Genomic DNA, 20,643 nt, shown 5'->3' with positions numbered 1-20,643 from the left:
CGGCAACCCTGAACCCCTCTCGCACGTCGGTTCCTGTGGGGCGGGTGCTGATTCTCACGTCCGTACAAGGGCGGATCGGCAGCCGTATGTCACATCTCCCGGTGTTAGCTTTCTGAGCTGACCTGAGCGACGAACCTGTGTGACACGTGAGCGAACGTGGACACAGACGACCGAATCGGAGCGGATCGGATCCATGGGGCGAGCGGAAGAGAGAAAAGCGCGACAGCGCGGTGGCCGCCGCGCTGCGCCGAAACGCCGCCGCTCGTCGGGTGCGGGCGGGAAGAGCGGCATACGCGGGCTCTTCACCTGGAAGAAGATCCTCGGGTCCTTCTTCGGCCTCTGCCTGCTCGGCATGGGCGCCTTCCTGGTGCTGTACATGGTGATCGACATCCCGGCCGCGGGCAACGACGACGCCGACTCGCAGGGCAACGTGTACAAGTACAGCGACGGCTCGATCATGGCCCGCAAGGGCTACAACCGCGAGATCGTCGACCTGGCCAGGGTCCCCGAGGACGTCCAGCACACCTTCGTCGCCGCCGAGAACAAGACCTTCTACAAGGACTCCGGCGTCGACCTGAAGGGCACGGCGCGCGGCCTGCTCAACACCCTCTCCGGCAAGGGCGCGCAGGGCGGCTCGACCATCACCCAGCAGTACGTCAAGAACTACTACCTGACCCAGGACCAGACCGTCTCGCGCAAGCTGAAGGAACTGGTCATCTCCCTGAAGCTGGACCGGGAGAAGTCCAAGGACTACATCCTCGCCGGCTACCTCAACACCAGCTACTACGGCCGGGGCGCCTACGGCATCCAGGCCGCCGCCCAGGCCTACTACCGCGTCGACGCCGAGGACCTGACGGTCGAGCAGGGCGCGTACCTCGCCGCGCTGCTCCAGGCGCCCAACCAGTACGACTGGGCGATCGCCGGTGACACCGGCAAGAAGCTGGTCCGGGAACGCTGGGACTACGTCCTGGACAACATGGTCGAGCAGAAGTGGCTGGCCGGGTCCGACCGCCGGGGCATGACCTTCCCGACCCCCGAGGAGCCCAAGCCCGCTCCCGGGATGGAGGGCCAGACCGGGTACCTGGTCGAGGCGGCCGACGCCGCGCTCAAGGAGCAGCTCGTCGCCCAGGGCACCGCCGAGGACGTGAAGCAGGCCGACGTCCTCGTGGACGCCGGCGGCTGGACCGTCACGCTCAACGTCGACAAGAAGAAGCAGGCCGCGCTGGAGAAGGCGGTCAAGACCCAGCTCACCAGCAAGCTGGACCCCGACCGGCGTGAGGTCGACGCCGACGTCCAGGCCGGCGCCGTCTCCGTGGACCCGAAGACGGGCGGCGTCGTGGCGATGTACGGCGGCGTGGACTACGTCAAGCACTTCCGCAACAACGCCACCCGCGACGACTACCAGCCCGCCTCCACCTTCAAGCCGGTGATCCTCGCCGCGGCCGTCGACCAGGACGCCGAGACCCAGGACGGCGTGCCGATCACGGCCAACACCCTGTACGACGGCACGAGCAGGCGCCCCGTGATGGACGGCGACCAGGAGGTCGGCTTCGCGCCCCCGAACGAGGACGACGTCGACTACGACGACATCGACGTCCAGGAGGCGATGAACAAGTCCGTCAACTCCGTCTTCGCGCAGATGGGCATCGACGTCGGCATGGCCGAGGTCGTGAAGGTCGCGGGCGACCTCGGCATGGAGACCGAGGGCATGGAGGCCGTGCCCGCCCAGACCCTCGGCAGTATGGGCGCGAGCCCGCTGGAGATGGCCGGCGTCTACGCCACCCTCGACAACCACGGCAAGAAGGTCACCCCGGCCGTCGTGAAGTCGGTCGAGCACAACTCCCGCAAGGTCGACCTCCCCGACCCGATCGGCGAGCGGGTCATCAGCCGCGAGGCCGCCGACACGGTCACCTCCGTGCTCACCGGCGTGGTCAACGACGGAACGGCCAAGGACTCCGTACGGGACAATCCGCTGCGCGACGGCCAGCAGGTCGCCGGGAAGACGGGGACGTCCGACAACAACAAGTCGGCCTGGTTCACCGGCTTCACCCCCGGCCTGGTCACCTCGGTCGGCCTGTTCGGCGAGGACGCGAAGACGTACGCGCAGGTCCCGATGTACGAGGCGGGCGGCGTCGACCACCGCGTCAACGGCGGCGGCTTCCCCGCGGAGATCTGGGCGGCGTACACCTTCGGCGTGATGGGCGAGGTCACCGCGTTCGACCTGGAGACCAAGCAGGGCGCCGCGGTGCAGCCGAGCAGCTCGCCCTCGGCCCCCGCGTCGCCGACCCGGTCGCCGACGCAGGAGGAGACCCCCGAGGAGTCGCCCAGCGACGAGCCGACGACCCAGGAACCCACGACCGAGGAGCCGACGACGCAACCGCCGTCGCAGTCGCCCTCCCAGTCGCCCTCCAACAGCCCGTCGACCGCCCCGCCGACGGGCGGGGAGTCCACGGAGCCGGAGGAACCGCTCCTGCCGGACGGGGACCGGCAGGAGCGCTGACCGGCGCCAGGCACGCGCAAGGGCGCCCGGATCCACCGGGCGCCCTTTCCGGGTCCGCGGGCCTCAGCCCCGGTTCAGCTCGAACCAGACCACCTTGCCGGTGCTCAGCCGCGTCGCGCCCCAGCGCCGGGCCAGCCGGTTCACCAGGTACAGCCCGCGCCCGCCCTCGTCCGTGGCGCGTGCCTGCCGCAGCCGCGGCAACTGCGGCACGTCGTCGCCGACCTCGCAGCGCAGCACGTCCGTGCGCAGCAGCCGCAGGGTGACCGGCTTGGTGGCGTACCGCACGGCGTTGGTCACGACCTCGCTGACCAGCAGCTCCACGGAGTCCGTGAGGTCCTCCATGCCCCAGCGGGCGAGAGCGCGCCGGGCCATGCGCCTGGCCCGGCCGGGAGCGGTGTCGTCGGGATCCAGGAACCAGTACGCCACGTCGCTGGGCGCGATCCCGTCGAAGCGGGCGGCGAGGAGCGCGATGTCGTCGTCCCGGTCGCCCGGCCCGAGCATGTCCAGCACCTCGTCGCACAGGGCCTCCAGGGGCGGCGGATGGTCGGGCCCGGTGAGCTGCGCGGTGGCCGCGAGACGCTCCCGCAGCTGCTCTATGCCGGTCCAGACGTCCCGGAGGCGGGACTCGACCAGCCCGTCGGTGTAGAGGAGCAGGGTCGCCCCGGCGGGGGCGTCCAGCTCCACCGCCTCGAAGTCGACGCCGCCCACACCGATCGGGGCGCCCGCGGGCACCCGCAGCACCTCGGCCCGGCCGCCCAGGTGCAGCAGCACGGGCGGCGGGTGACCGGCGTTGGCGATGGTGATGCGGTGCGACACCGGGTCGTACACGGCGTACAGGCAGGTCGCCATGCGGTCGGAGCCCAGGCGCTGGGCCTGCTCGTCGAGGTGGTGCAGCACCTCCTGCGGCGGCAGGTCGAGCCCGGCCAGGGTCTGCGCCGTGGTCCGCAGCTGGCCCATGATGGCCGCCGACGTCATGGAGTGGCCCATCACGTCGCCGACGACCAGCGCGACCCGGCTGCCGGGCAGCGGGATCGCGTCGTACCAGTCGCCGCCGACCCGCGCCGTCTCGGCGGCCGGCAGGTAACGGGAGGCCAGCCGCACGCCGGTGCAGCGCGGCAGGTTCTCCGGCAGCATCGTGCGCTGCAGCTCGTCGGCGATGTACGCCTCACGCCCGTACAGCACCGCCTTGTCGATGCCGAGCGCGCTGTGCGTCGCGAGCTGGGCGGCGACCAGGAGGTCCTCGGCCTCGAAGGCGACGCGCTCCGGACCGCGCAGGAAGAGGGCGGCCCCGATCACCCGGCGCCGGCCGCGCAGCGGTGCGAGGATCGCCCGCCGGCCGTCGGGCACGGCGAACTCACGTCCGTCACCCAGCAGTTCCGGCAGGGCGGCATGGGCGGCGGGGGAGTCCGCGAAGACCGGGCGCACCCCGCGCAGCACCTCGGCGAGCGAACTGCCCGGCCGCACCTCGCACAGCTCGGAACCGACCGTCTCCAGCTGGGAGGGCTCGGGCTGGACCGCGGGGATGAACCCGCCCTCGGTGTCCCGCTCGGCCGGTATCCGGTCGGTGCGCCGCAACCGCAGCACGAGCGGGCCGGTGGGCCGCTCGTCGCCGACCGGGAGCGGCTCGCGCAGGTACACCAGGATCGCGTCCGCGAACGTCGGCACGGTGGCCCGGCACAGCCCCATCACGATCTCGTCGAGATCCATGCCCCGGGCGATCCGCCGGGTCGCGGCTCCCACGAAGCGCAGCCGGTCACCGTCCCGCCGCATGGGTGTCGGCTGCCCGGGCACGGTCGGCTGCCCGGTACGGCGCTCGGCTTCCGGCGGCGCGCCCCGCAGCTCCGCGGCCGCGGGCCCCGGACGGCTTCCGTCCGGCTGGACCGGGACGCCCTCGGCGGCGGGCCGGTGGCGGGAGGCACCGGGCTCGGCGGACGGCTCGGCGCCCGGCTGGGCGTGCTCGAAGGCGCCCGTGCCGGAGACGGGCGCCGGCTCCCCGGTGCGTCCCTGTGCCGGTAACGCGGCCCCGGGGGGAAGCGGCGGCACGGGGGTACGCAGGAGCGCCCCGCCGGGATCCGCGGGGTCGGCGCCCGTCTGGGGGCGGTCGAAGGAGGTCGGGTGCTCCGTCACGCGTGTCGAATCCATCCGTCCGGGACTGCGCGCGGCGCGTGCAGTTCGTCCCGCAGAAAACCCGATACCCGGAATACGTGTCCCGGGAACGGGATTCCCGCGTGGTCAGGGGCTGTTCCTGTGTCACCGGCGGGCCGTCGGCGGCCCGTGCCCGTCTTGCCCTCGTACCCCTCGCTCACGTCCAGCCGCCCCTCGGTGACGATCGGTCAAGCACAGCGCACGCTCCGCCGGTTGCCGCTGCCGCACTCCCTTGCGGAGGACGATCCTACGTTTCCTGCCCGGGGTCGCAGCAAGGGTCTCATGACGACACGTGCGCGGGTGTGCGGTCCCAGTCCCCGGGCAGCGACGGTACCGGCCAGGACGGATCCGGTCGCCAGTGTTCCCAGCCGTCCGCGAAGGGGGAGCCCCAGGCACGGACCTGCGCCACCGCGGCGCGCCCCGCCCCGCGCACCCGCTCGGCCAGCCGGGCGTCCACCAGCCGGTCCTGCTGGGCCTGGGCGAACTCGTCCTCGTCCCGCCAGTGCCAGGTCCGGTCCGGGTGGACGGAGATGTCCAGGAAGTGGTCCTCGGAGTCGACACCGCCCTCCCAACGGGTCAGCGGCTCCTCCAGGTTCACGTACCAGTTCTTGAACCGCCAGCCCGGGTCCCAGAACAGCCACACCGACCAGGCCTCGCCGGGCCGCGCCAGCTTCAGCACGCCCGTGCCGAACCACCGGTCGCGCTGCACACCGCGCGGCTTGGTGTACCGCGTCGCCAGCGGTTCCAGGTGCACGGGCGTGCCGTCGGCGAGCACCGGCTTCACGCACTCGGTGCCGGGCGCCAGCCACACCGCGAGCAGCTCGGCGTCGTCCCGTACGACGGTGACGGGGCGGGCGATGTGGAGGTGCGGGCCGCCGTTCTCCCGGTACCGCCACAGGATGTGACTCCCCGGCGCCCAGAACTGCGCCGGGGCCCTCGCCCCGTCCGTGGCCGCCGCCGCGCTCACCGCTTCTCCGTCTGCCATGGACAGATATTAGGTGCCCTCGCCACGCGGCGCGGCGGTGATCGCGAGGAGCGTCCGCGTCCGCGGGGCGGGCCCGGTCACGGCCGGGTCATCCGCAGCACGTCCAGAGCCTCGTCCAGCTGCTCGTTCGTGAGGTCGCCGCGCTCGACGTAGCCGCCCTCCAGGACGACCTGGCGGATCGTCTTCCGCTCGGCCAGCGCCTTCTTGGCGACCCTGGCGGCCTCCTCGTACCCGATGTACTGGTTGAGCGGTGTGACCACGGAGGGCGAGGACTCGGCGTACTCGCGGGCCCGCTCGCGGTGGGCGACGATCCCGTCGACGGTCCGGTCGGCGAGCAGCCGCGAGACGTTCGCGAGCAGCCGCACCGACTCCAGCACGTTCTTCGCGATGACCGGCAGCATGACGTTGAGCTCGAAGTTGCCGGCCGCACCGGCGGCGGCCACGGTCGCGTCGTTGCCGGTGACCTGGGCGGCGACCATGAGCACGGCCTCGGGGATCACCGGGTTGACCTTGCCGGGCATGATGGACGAGCCCGGCTGGAGGTCGGGCAGGGAGATCTCCGCGAGCCCGGTCCGCGGCCCGGACGCCATCCACCGCAGGTCGTTGGCGATCTTCGTCAGGCCTACGGCGATGGTCCGCAGCTGCCCGCTGGTCTCCACGATGCCGTCCCGGGCGCCCTGCGCCTCGAAGTGGTCGCGCGCCTCGGTCAGCGGCAGCCCGGTCACGCGGGCCACCTCCTCGATGACGGCGGCGGAGAACCCGGGCGGGGTGTTGATGCCGGTGCCGACGGCGGTGCCGCCCAGCGGCAGCTCGGCGAGCCGGGGCAGCGAGGCGGTCAACCGCTCGATGCCGTACCGCACCTGGGCCGCGTATCCGCCGAACTCCTGCCCCAGGGTGACGGGGGTGGCGTCCATGAGGTGCGTACGCCCGGACTTCACGACGTCGCCGAACTCCTCCGCCTTGCGCTCCAGGGCGCCGGCGAGGTGGTCGAGGGCCGGGATCAGGTCCCGGGTCACGGCGGCGGTGGCCGCGATGTGGATCGACGACGGGAAGACGTCGTTGGACGACTGGGAGGCGTTGACGTGGTCGTTGGGGTGCACGGCCCGGCCGAGCCGCTCACCGGCCAGGGTGGCGACCACCTCGTTGGCGTTCATGTTGGACGAGGTCCCCGACCCCGTCTGGAACACGTCGACGGGGAAGTGCTCGTCCCACTTCCCCTCGGCGACCTCCCCGGCCGCCGCCCGGATCGCCTCGGCGACGTCCCGGTCCAGGACCCCCAGCTCGGCGTTGACCTTGGCCGCGGCCCCCTTGATCCGTGCCAGCGCCTCGATGTGGGCGCGTTCGATGCGCTGCCCGGACACCGGGAAGTTCTCCACCGCCCGTTGCGTCTGGGCGCGCCACTTGGCGTGGGCGGGGACCCGCACCTCGCCCATGGAGTCGTGCTCGGTGCGGTACTCGGTCCTGTCCTGCTCGTCGGCCATCGACGATCACCTCCACGTGTCACAGCGTCCGGACCGGGACCACTGTTCCCCGTGGAGGCGAATCGTCACCGTCCTCGTCAGGCGAGTCCGGGGCCGCGTACCGGAATGGACGTGAAGGTGGGGGCCGGTGCCGGGTCCTGGAAGAAGTCGTTGCCCTTGTCGTCCACCACGATGAACGCCGGGAAGTCCTCGACCTCGATCTTCCAGACGGCCTCCATGCCGAGCTCCTCGTACTCGACGACCTCGACCTTCTTGATGCAGTCCTGGGCGAGCCGGGCCGCCGGGCCGCCGATCGAGCCGAGGTAGAAGCCGCCGTGCGCGTCGCAGGCGTCCGTGACCTGCTTGCTCCGGTTCCCCTTCGCCAGCATCACCTTGGAGCCGCCCGCCGCCTGGAACTGCTCCACGTAGGAGTCCATCCGCCCGGCCGTCGTCGGACCGAAGGACCCGGAGGCGTACCCCTCGGGCGTCTTCGCGGGCCCGGCGTAGTACACCGGGTGGTCCTTCAGGTACTGCGGCATCTCCTCACCCGCGTCCAGCCGCTCCTTGATCTTGGCGTGCGCGATGTCGCGCGCCACGACCAGCGGGCCGGTGAGGGACAGCCGGGTCTTCACCGGGTACCTGGTCAGCTCGGCGAGGATGTCGTCCATCGGCTGGTTGAGGTCGATCCGGACCACGTCGCCGTCGGCGTCGAGCTGCTCGTCCGTCGTCTCCGGCAGGAACCGTGCCGGGTCGGTCTCCAGCCGCTCCAGGAAGACGCCCTCGGCGGTGATCTTCGCGACCGCCTGCCGGTCCGCCGAGCAGGACACGGCGATGGCGACCGGGCAGGACGCCCCGTGCCGGGGCAGGCGCACCACGCGCACGTCGTGGCAGAAGTACTTGCCGCCGAACTGCGCGCCGATCCCGATCCTCTGCGTCAGCTCGAAGACCTTCTCCTCCAGCTCCTTGTCCCGGAAGCCGTGCCCGAGCGCCGAGCCCTCGGCCGGAATCCCGTCCAGGTAGTGGGCGGAGGCGTACTTCGCGGTCTTCAGCGCGTACTCGGCCGACGTGCCGCCGACCACGATCGCCAGGTGGTACGGCGGGCACGCGGCCGTACCGAGCGAGCGGATCTTCTCCTCCAGGAACTTCATCATGGAGGACTCGTTCAGGACGGCCTTCGTCTCCTGGTAGAGGAAGGACTTGTTGGCCGAGCCGCCGCCCTTGGCCATGAACAGGAACTTGTAGGCGCCGCCGTCGGTCGCGTACAGCTCGATCTGCGCCGGGAGGTTGGAGCCGGTGTTCTTCTCCTCCCACATGGTGAGCGGGGCCATCTGCGAGTAGCGCAGGTTCAGGTTCCGGTAGGCGTCGTGGATGCCCCGGCTCAGGGCCTCCTCGTCGCCGCCCGCCGTCAGCACGTTCTGGCCGCGCTTGCCCATGACGATCGCCGTGCCGGTGTCCTGGCACATCGGCAGGACGCCGGCCGCCGCGATGTTGGCGTTCTTCAGCAGATCCAGCGCCACGAACTTGTCGTTGCCCGACGCCTCGGGGTCGTCGATGATGCGGCGCAGCTGCGCCAGGTGGGCCGGGCGCAGGTAGTGCTGGATGTCGTGGATCGCCTCTTCGGCCAGCTTGCGCAGCGCCTCGGGCTCCACCTTGAGGAAGGTCCGCCCGTCGGCCTCGAAGGTGGAGACGCCCTCGGCGGTCACCAGCCGGTACGGAGTGGTGTCCTCTCCCTGGGGGAGCAGATCGGTGTACGCGAACTCAGGCATCTCGCCCATTCCTCACTCGACTCACGCGCGGCTGGATTCCACAGCACGACGGCTGGCCTCCATTGGCAGCGTCCACCAGCGTAAAACCTGCCGTCGGCGGCGAGCTGGTGAGGTAAGGCTCAGTGCGCCGGGAACGCGTTCCGGCAAGGCCGTCCACAGGGGTGGTCGCGATCTATCGCGTTTCGGTACGCTGCTGCCGTGGACCTTCACAAGCACGACCGACCCCAGGACGCGGCACCGCGCGGCACCGCACCGCGCGTCTCCGAGCTGCGTGCCTCGGACGCCGACCGTGACCGCATCGCCGACATGCTGCGCGAGGCCCTCGCCGAGGGGCGGCTCGACGCGGACGAGCACGCGGAGCGCGTCGAGGGCGTGCTGGCCGCCAAGACGGTCGGCGAGCTGGACGTCTTCGTGCGGGACCTGCCCGCCGCGCACGCCGGGCACCCCGCCACCGCCCCGGCCGCCCCCCACCGCCCGACCGCGGGTGCCGTCCCGGCCGACCCCGACGAGAACGTGGTGGCGGTCTTCAGCAGCGCCGTCCGCAAGGGCCGCTGGCGGGCGAGCCGCCGCATCCACGCGTACGCGGTCTTCGGCAGTGTCGAGATCGACCTCAGCGAGGCGGTCTTCGAGCACCAGCAGGTCGTGATCAAGGCGTTCGCCGTCTTCGGCAGCGTCGAGGTGCGCGTCCCGGAGAACGTGTCGCTGCGCGGCGCGGGCGGCGGTGTGCTCGGCAGCTTCGAGGTGGACACCCTCGACGCGGCCGACGCCGAGGCCCCCGTCGTCTACGTGGACGGCTGGGCCGTGCTGGGCTCCGTCGAGGCCCGTCCCAGGCGCGGCAAACTCGTCGCGGACCTGCTGGACCGGGTGCACCGCACGGCCGAGAGGGGTGTGCGCAAGCGCGTGTAGCGCGGCGCCGGCCACGGCGGGAAACCCAGTGCATAGGCGTGCGCACAGCGGGTAAGCCTGACGCATCGTCTCTCGCTCGCGAAGCCGTCGTCAGGAGTAGACCGTGCTGCAACCGCCGCATTCGTCCCTGCAGGTAGCCGCTGTTCCGGCCCAGCGGGTGCCCGTGCGGGACAGGGACCAAGACGCTCCCTGGCACACCGAGGCGGTGTGCCGGCGCGACGAGGCCGGACTGTTCTTCGCACCCTCCAAAGAACCCACCGCCGCCCGGCTCTCCCGCGAGGAGGCGGCCAAGCGCGTCTGCGCCCGCTGCCCGGTCATGGTCGAGTGCCGCGAGCACGCCCTCCTGCAGCCCGAGCCCTACGGCGTCTGGGGCGGCCTCACCGCCGCCGAACGCCGGGTGGTGCTGGCCCGGCGCCGCCGCCGCGACCTCGAACTGAAGAAGACGGCCCGCACCGCGGCGGACCGCATAGCCGCGGCCGGCTAGGACACGCCCACGCCGAAGGGGCACCCTCTCCGTGCACCGAGGGTGCCCTTTCGGCGTGGGCGCGTGGCGTTCCGCACGGGGACGCGCAGCCGGCCCGGGAGGGTGGCGGTCCTGGCGGATCGCCGTACCCGCAGGGGCGGTGACGTCGGCGCTCGCCGTACCCGTGGGGGCGGCCGGCCCAGGGGTGCGGGGAACCGCGCGGTCGGCCAAACTCACCCGCAGTCGTCCGTTCCGCGGCCCGGCCCCCGCTCAGGAGCCGTTCCGCGGCCCAGCCCCCGCTCAGGAGCCGTCCCGTGGGAGCGGGCGCGTCACTTCGCCCGGTCGAAGTCGATCGCGCTGTAGGCCCGCAGCTTGCTCAGCCGGTGCTCGGAGTCGATCCGCCGCACCGTGCCCGACTTGGACCGCATGACGATCGAGTCGGTCGTGGCCGTCTCGGACCGGTAGCGCACCCCGCGCAGCAGCTCGCCGTCGGTGATGCCGGTCGCGACGAAGAAGACGTTGTCCCCGGAGACCAGGTCGTCGGTGGTCAGCACCCGGTCCAGGTCGTGCCCGGCGTCGATCGCGCGCTGCCGCTCCTCGTCGTCCTTGGGCCATAGCTTGCCCTGGATGGTGCCGCCCAGGCACTTCACGGCACAGGCCGAGATGATGCCCTCCGGCGTGCCGCCGATCCCGAGCAGCAGGTCGATGCCGGTGCCCTCGCGCAGCGCCAGGATGGAGCCGGCCACGTCGCCGTCGGAGATCAGCTTGATGCGGGCGCCGGTCTCCCGGACCTCCTTGATGAGGCCCTGGTGCCGGGGCCGGTCGAGGATGACGACGGTGACGTCCTCGGGGGTGCGCCGCTTGGCCTTGGCGATCCGGCGGATGTTCACGGACACGGGTGCGTTGATGTCGACGAAGTCGGCGGCCTCCGGCCCGGTGACCAGCTTGTCCATGTAGAAGACGGCCGACGGGTCGAACATGGAGCCCCGCTCGGCGGCGGCCAGCACCGCGATCGCGTTGGTCATGCCCTTGGCGGTCAGCGTGGTGCCGTCGATCGGGTCGACGGCGATGTCGACCTCGGCCCCCGTGCCGTCGCCGACCCGCTCCCCGTTGAAGAGCATCGGGGCCTCGTCCTTCTCCCCCTCGCCGATCACGACGACGCCGTTCATCGAGACGGTGTGGACGAGGGTCCGCATGGCGCGCACCGCGGCACCGTCGGCGCCGTTCTTGTCACCGCGCCCGACCCAGCGGCCGGCGGCCATCGCCGCGGCTTCGGTGACCCGTACGAGTTCCATGGCGAGGTTGCGGTCGGGGGCCTCTGAGGGGACGTCCAGCTCGGACGGCAGATGATGCTCGGTCATCGGAACGCACCTTTCTGATACGACGACGGCCGGATGAGGGTGTGCCCAGACTCTATCGCCAGTCCGACAGGATGAGCAGGGGACCCCACGTATGAGCGGACCGGGCACCTGCGACGATAGGAGGCGTGGCAGGAACGAGTGGCAAGCAGAAGTCGGCCCGGGACATGATCCTCTCCCTCGGGCTCATCGTGCTCGCGGCGGGCGTCATCTGGATCTTCATCCCGCACGACGACGGCGAACCTCCGGTCAAGCGGGTCGACTACCGGGTCGAGCTGCTCACCGCGCAGCGCGCCGCGTCGTACCCGGTGGCGGCGCCGGAGGGCCTGTCCGAGGACTGGAAGGCGACCTCCGTGCGCTTCAAGGGCGACGACTCCGACGCCTGGCACCTGGGCTTCCGCGCCCCCGACGGCGAGTACGTGGCGGTCGAGCAGTCCACGAAGAAGCCGGCCGCGTTCATCGAGGACGCCAGCCAGGGTGCTCGGGCCACCGGGGCGACGCAGGAGATCGGCGGCCGGACGTGGACCCGGTACACGGGTGGCCGCTACGACGCGCTGGTGCTGAAGGACGCGGAGGGCATGGCGGGCGCGACCACGGTCGTGGCGGGCACGGGGTCGTTCGAACAGCTGGGCGCGATGGCGGCGGCGCTGAAGCTGGCGTGAGCCGGCCGCGCACCCCGCGAGCACGACGAAGCCCCCGGTGTGCGCCGGGGGCTTCGTCGTGCCGGGGGCCGTGCTCGGGCAGCGACGGGGCGGCCTGCCTCAGACCGTGGTGACGACCTGGTCGTACTCCAGGCGCGGCGAGCGCGGGAACCAGGCGTCCGGGCCCGGACGGCCGATGTTGACGACCATCAGCGGGGTGTGGTCGTCGTCCAGGAACTCCTTGCGGACGCCCTCGAAGTCGAGGCCGGTCATCGGGCCGGCGGCCAGGCCCGCGGCGCGGACGCCGACGATGAAGTACGCGGCCTGCAGGGCGGCGTTCAGCAGGGCGGCGCCCTCACGCGCCGGGCGCTCGCTGAAGAAGGCGTCCTTGGCCTGCGGGAAGTGCGGGAAGAGCTGCGGCAGCTCCTCGTGGAACTCGTTGTCCGCCGACAGGATCGCGACCAGCGGGGCGGCGGTCGTCTTGGGGCGGTTGCCCTCGGCCATGTGCCGGACGAGACGCTCGCGGGCCTCGGGGGAGCGGACCAGGGTGATGCGCAGCGGCGACTGGTTGAAGGCGGTCGGGCCGTACTTGACCAGGTCGTAGATCGCCTGGACCTGCTCGTCGGTCACCGGCTCGTCGGTGAAGGTGTTCGCGGTGCGGGCCTCGCGGAACAGCAGGTCCTGGGCGGCGGGGTCAAGAACGAGAGACATGCGTGATCTTCCTCGGGTGTGCGTCGGCGCTCCGCGCCCGTCGGTGCGGAGCCGTTGACGGGGACGACGCTACGGGAGATATGTTCAAGCTTCAACCAAAAGTGGGACGCGGTGATCCGCTTCACGCGAACGCCGGACGGGGAGGCCTTCGAAGTGACGTGGATCACAGGGGATCGGCGATCACTTCACGGGGCGTCCGCGGTCCTACCCGGCGTACACCGTCACTCGCACCGAGGGAGCGCACCGGCATGACGAACAGCACCGTGAAGGGGCCCGCCGGCTACTTCCCGTCGATCGAGAAGAAGTACGGCCGCCCCGTGGCGGACTGGAAGGAGCTGATCCGCTCCTCGCCGCTCACCCAGCACATGCAGCTCGTCTCCTGGCTCAAGACCGAGCACGGACTGGGCCACGGACACGCCAACGCCCTCGTCGCCCACACCCTCGCCGAGGACAGCGGGAAGTAGGCGTTCGCCCCCGGCGGGCCGGGGCGTCGGGGGCGGGGGCCGCAGTCCGGGGCCGGAGCGGACGGGGACCACGGGGGCTGGGGCTGGGGGTTGACGACTGAAGGCTGAGCGCCGGTGACTACCGGCTTTGGGACCCCGGCTCCGGTGACACCGGCCCGGGAGTGCCGGCCCAGAGCCACTGACCGGGGAGTGCCGGCTCAGAGCTACTGCCGGGGGCTGCCGGCCCGAGACGACTGGCTCGAGACGACTGGCCCGGGACGGCTGGCCCGGGACCACCGGGGGACTACGGGACGGGCGCCCCGGTCTGCGACCGCGGGCCGGGGGCTACAGCTCCCCGGCCTCGTCCTCCGCGCCCGCCTCCTCGGCCAGCGCCGCGTCCAGGCGGGCCCGGGCGCCGTCCAGCCGGCGGCGGCAGACCTTCGCCAGTTCCTCGCCCCGCTCCCACAGGGCGAGTGACTCCTCCAGCGTCGTACCGCCGGCCTCCAGCCGCCGTACGACCTCGATCAGCTCGTCCCGCGCCTGCTCGTACCCGAGCGCCTCGGACACGGCCGTCGGCTGCTCCACCTCGCTGGTCATCCACCCACCTTATGCGTCGACTCGAACGGAGAAATCACCTTCGGAGACGCGTGCGCGCAGCGTCTCGCCCGGCTCCACCTCGCCGGGGTCACGCACGGCGTGGCCGTCGGCCCGCTGCAGCACCGCGTACCCGCGCTTCAGGGTCGCCGCGGGGGAGAGGGCCACCACGCGCGCGTGCGTGTGCGTCAGCTCCGAGTCGGCCCGGTCGAGCTGGTGCCGCAGGGAACGGCGGCCCCGGCCCAGCAGGGCCGCCACCTGCTCGGCCCGCTCGTCGATCATCCGGTGCGGATCCTGTATCGACGGCCGGGCCAGCGCGTGGGCCAGCCCCCGCTCCTCGCGGTCGACGTACGCCGCCACGCAGCGCCGCGCGCGGTCCCGGAGCTGGCGCACCCGCTCGTACTCCTCGCCGACGTCCGGCACGACCTTCTTCGCGGCGTCGGTCGGCGTGGAGGCGCGCAGGTCGGCGACGTGGTCCAGAAGCGGATTGTCCGGCTCGTGCCCGATCGCCGAGACGACCGGCGTACGGCACGCGGCGACCGCCCGCACCAGCTGCTCGTCGGAGAACGGCAGCAGATCCTCCACGCTGCCGCCACCCCGCGCGACGACGATCACGTCGACGTCGTCCCTCGCGTCCAGCTCCTTCACCGCCTGCACCACCTGCGGCACGGCGTGCACGCCCTGCACGGGGACGTTGCGCACCTCGAAGCGGACGGCCGGCCAGCGGTGCCGGGCGTTCTCCAGGACGTCCCGCTCGGCGGCCGAGGCCCGACCGCAGACCAGGCCGACCAGCTGCGGAAGGAACGGCAGCGGCTTCTTCCTCTCCGGTGCGAAGAGCCCCTCGCGCGCGAGTGTCTTCTTGAGCTGCTCCAGACGGGCGAGCAGCTCCCCGACCCCCACCGGCTTGATCTCGGCGGCCCGCAGCGACAGCTGCCCACGCGGCGCGTACCACTCCGGCTTCGCCTGTACGACGACCCGCGCGCCCTCGCCGACCACGTCCGCCACCGCGTCGAACACCTGCCGGTAACAGGTCACGCTCACGGAGATGTCGTACGACGGGTCGCGCAGCGTCAGGAACACGACCCCCGCGCCGGGCCGCCGCGACAGCTGCGTGATCTGCCCCTCGACCCACACCGCGCCGAGCCGGTCGATCCAGCCCCCGATCAGCCGTGACACCTCGCCCACGGGCAGAGGGCTTTCGGGAGTCGAGTGAACAGCCATGCGCCCGAGCCTAACGGCCGGGTCCGACAACCCGGCCCGGCGTGACACCCCCGCCCGTCCCAGCGCCCACCGCCCGGCCCGCGTGCCGGGCGCCTCGCCCACTCGCGAGTACACCGCCCGACCCCCGTGACCAGGCGTCCCGCTCACTCGCGAGTACGCCGCCCCGGCCGCGTGCCAGGCGGTCCGCCGGGTCGGCTCACGCCCTCGCCGGGCGCCGCCGGCGTGCCTGGACAGCCAGCACCACCAGCCCCACCACCAGCCAGACCGCCCCCACCGCCTGCGCGGTGTGCGAAGCCTCCACGATCACCGCCACGGTGATCGCCGCGCCGAGCACGGGCACCAGCACATGACGCCACCAGCTCACCGGTCCTCCGCGGCGCCGTACCGCGAACCAGCCCACCACGCTCGCGTGCAGCAGCGTGAACGCCGTCAGTGCGCCGACGTCGACCACCGAGACCAGGTGGTCGAGGCCGTCGTCCCGCCGGGCCGCCCACACCGCCGCCACCATCGTGACCACGGCAGAGACCAGCAGCGCGACCCGCGGCACCCCGGAATCCGTCCGCGACAGCACCTTCGGCAGCCGCCGGTCGCGGCCCATCGCGAACAGCAGCCGCCCGGCCGCCGCCTGCCCGGCCAGCGCGGCGAACGCCGCGCCGATCGCCTTGCTCACCGCCACCAGGTCGTGCAGCCACGTACCGACCGACACGTCCACGGCGTCGTAGAACGCCGACCCCTGCCGCTCCGGCTCCGCCGCCAGCTGTGCCGACGACACCGGCTCCAGCAGCGCCACCAGGTACGTCTGCGCCACGAACAGCACGCCCGCCAGCGCCAGGCAGAACAGCAGCGCCCGCGCGACCTTCGCCGACCCGCCGGTGACCTCCTCCGCGAACGTCGCGATCGCGTCGAAGCCCAGGTACGACAGCACCGCCACCGACACCGCGCCCACCACCGCCGACAGCGCGAACGCCCCCTGCGTGCCGTCCCCGGACAGCGGCGACAACCAGCCGCGCTCCGCTCCGTCGCGCGCGAGGACCACGACCGCCGCCACCACGAACACCAGCAGGACCACGATCTCCATGGCGAGCACCAGGAAGCCCACCCGGGCCGCCGCCCGCACCCCCCACAGGTTCAGCAGGGTCGTGACGACCACGGCGACCACCGTCCAGACCCAGCGCGACACCTCCGGGACCAGCGCCTCCATCGCGATGCCGGAGAAGAGGTACGCCACCGCCGGGATGAGGACGTAGTCCAGCATCGCCATCCAGCCGGCCACGAAACCGGCCCCGTTGCCGAGCCCCGCGCGCGCGTAGGCGAACACCGACCCCGCCTGTGGGACCACCCGCACCATCTGGGCGTAGCTGAAAGCGGTGAACGCCATCGCGACCGTGGCGACGACGTAGACGAGCGCCACCGCACCGTGCGACTTGGCGTCCAGGGTGCCGAAGACGCCGACCGGCGCCATCGGCGCGATGAACAGCAGCCCGTAGACGACCAGGTCCCTGAAGCCCAGGCTGCGCTTCAGCTGGTGTTCCCCACCGGCCCCCTGGGCCGTCGTACCGGTCTCGGACATCGTGCCTCCGCCAGCGCATCGGACTGTGCCTCGGAACGTCCCCGCCAGTCTCCCCGGCACCGCCGCACCCACGCGATCTTTGACCCGCCGAACGCGGCCTTACGATGGGTGCCATGACTGCTTCGCCTGGCCGCCGTGTCCTGCTCGCCGCCCCCCGTGGCTACTGCGCGGGTGTGGACCGCGCCGTGATCGCCGTCGAGAAAGCCCTGGAGCAGTACGGGGCTCCCGTCTACGTCCGGCACGAGATCGTCCACAACAAGTACGTCGTCCAGACCCTGGAGAAGAAGGGGGCCGTCTTCGTCGAGCGGACGGAGGAGGTCCCCCCGGGGAACATCGTCATGTTCTCCGCGCACGGCGTGGCCCCGGTCGTTCACGAGGAGGCCGAGCGCGGCAAGCTCGCCACCATCGACGCCACCTGCCCGCTCGTCACCAAGGTCCACAAGGAAGCGGTCCGCTTCGCGGACGACGACTACGACATCCTCCTGATCGGCCACGAGGGCCACGAGGAGGTCATCGGCACCTCCGGCGAGGCCCCGGACCACATCCAGCTCGTCGACGGCCCCGCGGACGTCGCCAAGGTCGAGGTCCGCGACCCGTCCAAGGTCGTCTGGCTCTCCCAGACCACCCTCTCCGTCGACGAGACCATGGAGACCGTCGACGCCCTCAAGGACAAGTTCCCGCAGCTGATCTCCCCGCCGAGCGACGACATCTGCTACGCCACGCAGAACCGCCAGCTCGCCGTCAAGCAGATGGGCGCCGAGGCCGACCTGGTCATCGTCGTCGGCTCCCGCAACTCCTCCAACTCCAAGCGCCTCGTCGAGGTCGCCAAGCAGGCGGGCGCGCGCGACGCGTACCTCGTGGACTTCGCCGACGAGATCGACGCGGCCTGGCTGGAGGGCGTCACCACGGTCGGTGTCACCTCCGGCGCCTCCGTCCCGGACGTCCTGGTCGAACAGGTCCTGGAGTGGCTGTCCCAGCGCGGCTTCGAGGACGTGGAGATCGTCAAGGCCGCCGAGGAGTCGATCACCTTCTCGCTGCCCAAGGAACTCCGCCGCGACCTGCGCGAGGAGGCGGCCTCCCTGGTGGCGGAGCGGGGCGGCTCGGGTACGGCGGGGGCGTGACCGTCAGTCGTCCGTCGTAACGTGGAGCCATGCAGATCTTCGGCGTGGACATCGGCGGATCCGGGATCAAGGGCGCCCCTGTGGACCTCGACAGGGGCGACCTGGCGCAGGAGCGCCACAAGGTACTGACCCCGCACCCGGCGAGCCCCGACGGCGTGGCCGACGGGGTCAAGCAGGTCATCGAGCACTTCGGGTGGACCGGGCCGGTCGGGCTGACCTTCCCGGGCGTGGTCACGGACGGCGCCACCGTCCGCACCGCGGCCAACGTGGACAAGGGCTGGGTGGACACGGACGCGCGGGCCCTGTTCAGCGAGCGGCTGGGCGGGCTGGACGTGACCGTCGTCAACGACGCCGACGCGGCGGGCGTCGCCGAGATGCACTTCGGCGCCGGCCGCGACCGCAAGGGCACGGTCATCCTGCTCACCTTCGGCACCGGCATCGGCAGCGCCGTCTTCACCGACGGCGTCCTCGTGCCCAACAGCGAGCTGGGCCACCTGGAGCTGGACGGCCACGACGCGGAGAAGCGCGCCTCCAGCAAGGTCAAGGAGGACCACGACATGTCGTGGGAGCACTGGGCCCACCGCGTGCAGACGTACCTCGCCCACGTCGAGATGCTGTTCTCACCCGAGCTGTTCATCATCGGCGGCGGGGTGAGCCGCAAGTCCCAGAAGTTCCTGCCCCACATCGAGGGCATCAAGGCGGAGATCGTCCCCGCGCAGCTCCAGAACAACGCGGGCATCGTGGGAGCGGCGATGCACGCGGCGGACCGGACGGACCGGAGCGCCACCGGCTGATCCCCTCGACTCGCCCCGCCGGCTGATCCGTCCGTCACACCGGCGGACGGTTCCGGGCGGCGGCCCGCCGGCGCAGCAGCCGGATCCGCCGGACGATCACGGTCGTCCCCGCGACCAGGGTCCCGCCGTACAGCCAGCCCGCCTCCGTGGCCAGGGCGGTCACGAGCCCCATCAGCCGCCCGCCCAGCCCCTCACCGCTCTCGGCGACGGCCACCAGCCCCACGGCGAAGGCGATCGGCACGACGACGGGGGCGGTCAGGACATCGCCCCTGCGCACCCAGAGCGCGGTGAGCAGGCACACCGGCAGGAACAGCACGCCGTACACCGTCAGGGACGCGCCGAACAGCACCCGGTCGAGACAGCCGAGCACGAGCATCGCCGCCGCGCAGAACAGGCCGCTGCCCAGACCGGTCAGCCGCGGGCCGGGCATCGGACGCAGGGCGCGCAGGGCATGCAGCGCCCGCGCCACCGGCGGACCGGACCGCACGGCCGGCGCAGGCCGCACCGGCGCCGACCGTGCCGTGGCCGGCCTGCGCGGTCCGCCGCCCGCACCCGGACCGCCGCCGGGCCGCGCGACGGGACGTCCGGCCGCGGCGTCGCCCGCTCTCCGCCCCTGCGGGGGCAGCGGCGCCCGGCCCCGTCGCGGTCCGTACTGCGCAGGTCGCGTCCTGTGTTGCTCCACTGGACCAACTTAGGTCGTTTTATGTGCCGAATAGCCCGACAGACACGCCGTCGGGCGCAGCTTGGCCAAGCGTTCGACGCCACGCGGGGGCGGTACCGGCCACCCCGTAGACTGGTGGATCGGCCCCCTGCCCGGCCCGCTCCGCCCCCTCCGCATCCTCACGTACGGGAAGTCGCAACGTGTCGCTCACGATCGGAATCGTCGGTCTGCCGAATGTCGGCAAGTCGACCCTTTTCAACGCCCTGACCAAGAACGACGTGCTCGCGGCCAACTATCCGTTCGCCACGATCGAGCCCAACGTCGGCGTCGTGGGCGTCCCCGACCCCCGCCTGGCGAAGCTGGCCGAGATCTTCTCCTCGGAGAAGGTCCTCCCGGCCACGGTCGACTTCGTCGACATCGCGGGCATCGTGCGCGGCGCGAGCGAGGGTGAGGGCCTGGGCAACAAGTTCCTCGCCAACATCCGCGAGTCCGACGCGATCTGCCAGGTCATCCGCGCCTTCAAGGACGAGAACGTCGTCCACGTCGACGGCAAGGTCTCGCCCAAGGACGACATCGAGACGATCAACACCGAGCTGATCCTCGCCGACCTCCAGACCATCGAGAAGGTCCTTCCGCGCCTGCAGAAGGAGTCGCGCATCAAGAAGGACGTCGCGCCGAAGGTCAAGGCGGTCGAGGAGGCCAAGGAGATCCTGGAGAAGGGCGACACGCTCTTCGCCCACGGCATCCTCCAGGGCAGCGAGCGGGCCGAGCTCCTCCACGACCTGCACCTCCTCACCACCAAGCCCTTCCTCTACGTCTTCAACGTCGACGAGGACGAGCTGACCGACGAGGACTTCAAGAACGAGCAGCGCGCCCTGGTCGCCCCCGCCGAGGCCATCTTCCTCAACGCCAAGCTGGAGGCGGACCTCGCCGAGCTGGACGAGGACGAGGCCCTGGAACTCCTCCAGTCCGTCGGCCAGGACGAGCCCGGCCTCGCCACCCTCGCCCACGTCGGCTTCAACACCCTCGGCCTGCAGACCTACCTCACGGCCGGCCCCAAGGAGTCCCGCGCCTGGACCATCAAGAAGGGCGCCACCGCCCCCGAGGCCGCCGGTGTCATCCACACCGACTTCCAGAAGGGCTTCATCAAGGCCGAGGTCATCTCCTTCGACGACCTGGTCGCCACCGGCTCGGTCTCCGAGGCCCGCGCCAAGGGCAAGGCCCGCATGGAGGGCAAGGACTACGTGATGCAGGACGGGGACGTGGTGGAGTTCCGCTTCAATGTGTAGCGGCTGACATGTCAC

Annotated in this window: 18 protein-coding genes; 8 read left to right on the top strand and 10 right to left on the bottom strand. The window is 71.9% G+C overall.

The annotated features are described in order from the left end of the window. The first annotated feature begins 193 nt into the window (after positions 1-193). Positions 194-2,500: a transglycosylase domain-containing protein gene (locus tag ACVV2G_RS05395; RefSeq protein WP_453841418.1), complete on the top strand. Its 2,307-nt coding sequence runs from the start codon at positions 194-196 to the stop codon at positions 2,498-2,500. Positions 2,501-2,563: 63 nt separating this feature from the next. Here ACVV2G_RS05395 and ACVV2G_RS05390 read toward each other — a convergent pair whose 3' ends face one another. From ACVV2G_RS05390 to ACVV2G_RS05375, 4 genes are all read right to left on the bottom strand, one after another. Then, positions 2,564-4,642 (bottom strand): SpoIIE family protein phosphatase, encoded by a 2,079-nt coding sequence (locus tag ACVV2G_RS05390; protein WP_453841417.1) that lies wholly within the window; start codon positions 4,640-4,642, stop codon positions 2,564-2,566. A gap of 283 nt (positions 4,643-4,925) precedes the next feature. Next, complete coding sequence (gene fomD, locus ACVV2G_RS05385) at positions 4,926-5,630, bottom strand: cytidylyl-2-hydroxypropylphosphonate hydrolase (protein ID WP_453841416.1); 705 nt, start codon at positions 5,628-5,630, stop codon at positions 4,926-4,928. 77 nt (positions 5,631-5,707) lie between these two features. Next, positions 5,708-7,111, bottom strand: a complete 1,404-nt coding sequence (locus ACVV2G_RS05380) for a class II fumarate hydratase (protein ID WP_453841415.1) — start codon at positions 7,109-7,111, stop codon at positions 5,708-5,710. 77 nt (positions 7,112-7,188) lie between these two features. Next, a complete protein-coding gene (locus ACVV2G_RS05375; RefSeq protein ID WP_453841414.1) occupies positions 7,189-8,856 on the bottom strand; it encodes a fumarate hydratase in 1,668 nt (555 codons plus the stop codon). Positions 8,857-9,054: 198 nt separating this feature from the next. Between ACVV2G_RS05375 and ACVV2G_RS05370 the strand changes: the two genes are divergently transcribed. Both ACVV2G_RS05370 and ACVV2G_RS05365 read left to right on the top strand, forming a co-directional pair. Next, positions 9,055-9,762, top strand: coding sequence for a DUF1707 SHOCT-like domain-containing protein (locus ACVV2G_RS05370; protein WP_453841413.1), 708 nt, complete (start codon positions 9,055-9,057; stop codon positions 9,760-9,762). A gap of 103 nt (positions 9,763-9,865) precedes the next feature. Then, the gene (locus tag ACVV2G_RS05365) at positions 9,866-10,246 is read left to right on the top strand and encodes a WhiB family transcriptional regulator (RefSeq protein WP_053136479.1); all 381 of its coding nucleotides are present in this window, start codon (positions 9,866-9,868) and stop codon (positions 10,244-10,246) included. Positions 10,247-10,554: 308 nt separating this feature from the next. On the opposite strand, the gene glpX is transcribed toward ACVV2G_RS05365, so the two are convergent. Next, entirely contained in the window at positions 10,555-11,586 is a 1,032-nt protein-coding gene (gene glpX, locus ACVV2G_RS05360) for a class II fructose-bisphosphatase (RefSeq protein WP_453841412.1), read from the bottom strand. Between the two features lie 125 nt (positions 11,587-11,711). On the opposite strand from glpX, the gene ACVV2G_RS05355 reads away from it, so the two are divergent. Then, positions 11,712-12,245 (top strand): DUF4245 domain-containing protein, encoded by a 534-nt coding sequence (locus ACVV2G_RS05355; protein ID WP_453841411.1) that lies wholly within the window; start codon positions 11,712-11,714, stop codon positions 12,243-12,245. 99 nt (positions 12,246-12,344) lie between these two features. On the opposite strand, the gene ACVV2G_RS05350 is transcribed toward ACVV2G_RS05355, so the two are convergent. Beyond that, entirely contained in the window at positions 12,345-12,935 is a 591-nt protein-coding gene (locus ACVV2G_RS05350) for a malonic semialdehyde reductase (protein ID WP_453841410.1), read from the bottom strand. A 248-nt stretch (positions 12,936-13,183) separates the two neighbouring features. On the opposite strand from ACVV2G_RS05350, the gene ACVV2G_RS05345 reads away from it, so the two are divergent. Continuing rightward, positions 13,184-13,399, top strand: a complete 216-nt coding sequence (locus ACVV2G_RS05345) for a DUF4287 domain-containing protein (RefSeq protein ID WP_453841409.1) — start codon at positions 13,184-13,186, stop codon at positions 13,397-13,399. A gap of 324 nt (positions 13,400-13,723) precedes the next feature. On the opposite strand, the gene ACVV2G_RS05340 is transcribed toward ACVV2G_RS05345, so the two are convergent. The 3 genes from ACVV2G_RS05340 to ACVV2G_RS05330 form a co-directional block, all read right to left on the bottom strand. Then, the gene (locus ACVV2G_RS05340) at positions 13,724-13,975 is read right to left on the bottom strand and encodes an exodeoxyribonuclease VII small subunit (RefSeq protein ID WP_453841408.1); all 252 of its coding nucleotides are present in this window, start codon (positions 13,973-13,975) and stop codon (positions 13,724-13,726) included. 9 nt (positions 13,976-13,984) lie between these two features. Next, the gene (gene xseA, locus ACVV2G_RS05335) at positions 13,985-15,193 is read right to left on the bottom strand and encodes an exodeoxyribonuclease VII large subunit (protein ID WP_453841407.1); all 1,209 of its coding nucleotides are present in this window, start codon (positions 15,191-15,193) and stop codon (positions 13,985-13,987) included. Between the two features lie 196 nt (positions 15,194-15,389). Next, positions 15,390-16,763, bottom strand: a complete 1,374-nt coding sequence (locus ACVV2G_RS05330; RefSeq protein WP_453841406.1) for an APC family permease — start codon at positions 16,761-16,763, stop codon at positions 15,390-15,392. Positions 16,764-16,867: 104 nt separating this feature from the next. On the opposite strand from ACVV2G_RS05330, the gene ACVV2G_RS05325 reads away from it, so the two are divergent. Both ACVV2G_RS05325 and ppgK read left to right on the top strand, forming a co-directional pair. Next, the gene (locus ACVV2G_RS05325) at positions 16,868-17,884 is read left to right on the top strand and encodes a 4-hydroxy-3-methylbut-2-enyl diphosphate reductase (RefSeq protein ID WP_453841405.1); all 1,017 of its coding nucleotides are present in this window, start codon (positions 16,868-16,870) and stop codon (positions 17,882-17,884) included. Between the two features lie 29 nt (positions 17,885-17,913). After that, on the top strand, positions 17,914-18,678 hold the full coding sequence (gene ppgK, locus ACVV2G_RS05320; RefSeq protein ID WP_453841404.1) for a polyphosphate--glucose phosphotransferase: 765 nt from the start codon (positions 17,914-17,916) through the stop codon (positions 18,676-18,678). Positions 18,679-18,712: 34 nt separating this feature from the next. On the opposite strand, the gene ACVV2G_RS05315 is transcribed toward ppgK, so the two are convergent. Further along, the gene (locus ACVV2G_RS05315; protein WP_453841403.1) at positions 18,713-19,360 is read right to left on the bottom strand and encodes a DUF6542 domain-containing protein; all 648 of its coding nucleotides are present in this window, start codon (positions 19,358-19,360) and stop codon (positions 18,713-18,715) included. A gap of 179 nt (positions 19,361-19,539) precedes the next feature. Between ACVV2G_RS05315 and ychF the strand changes: the two genes are divergently transcribed. Next, positions 19,540-20,628 carry a redox-regulated ATPase YchF gene (gene ychF / locus ACVV2G_RS05310; protein WP_453841402.1) on the top strand — a complete coding sequence of 363 codons (1,089 nt, stop codon included), beginning with the start codon at positions 19,540-19,542 and terminating at the stop codon, positions 20,626-20,628. Positions 20,629-20,643 lie beyond the last annotated feature (15 nt).

It is taken from the genome of Streptomyces sp. JK94, from assembly GCF_053613315.1.
Note: the sequence above shows the minus strand (reverse complement) of the source record. Positions and strands in the feature narration are given on the sequence as shown.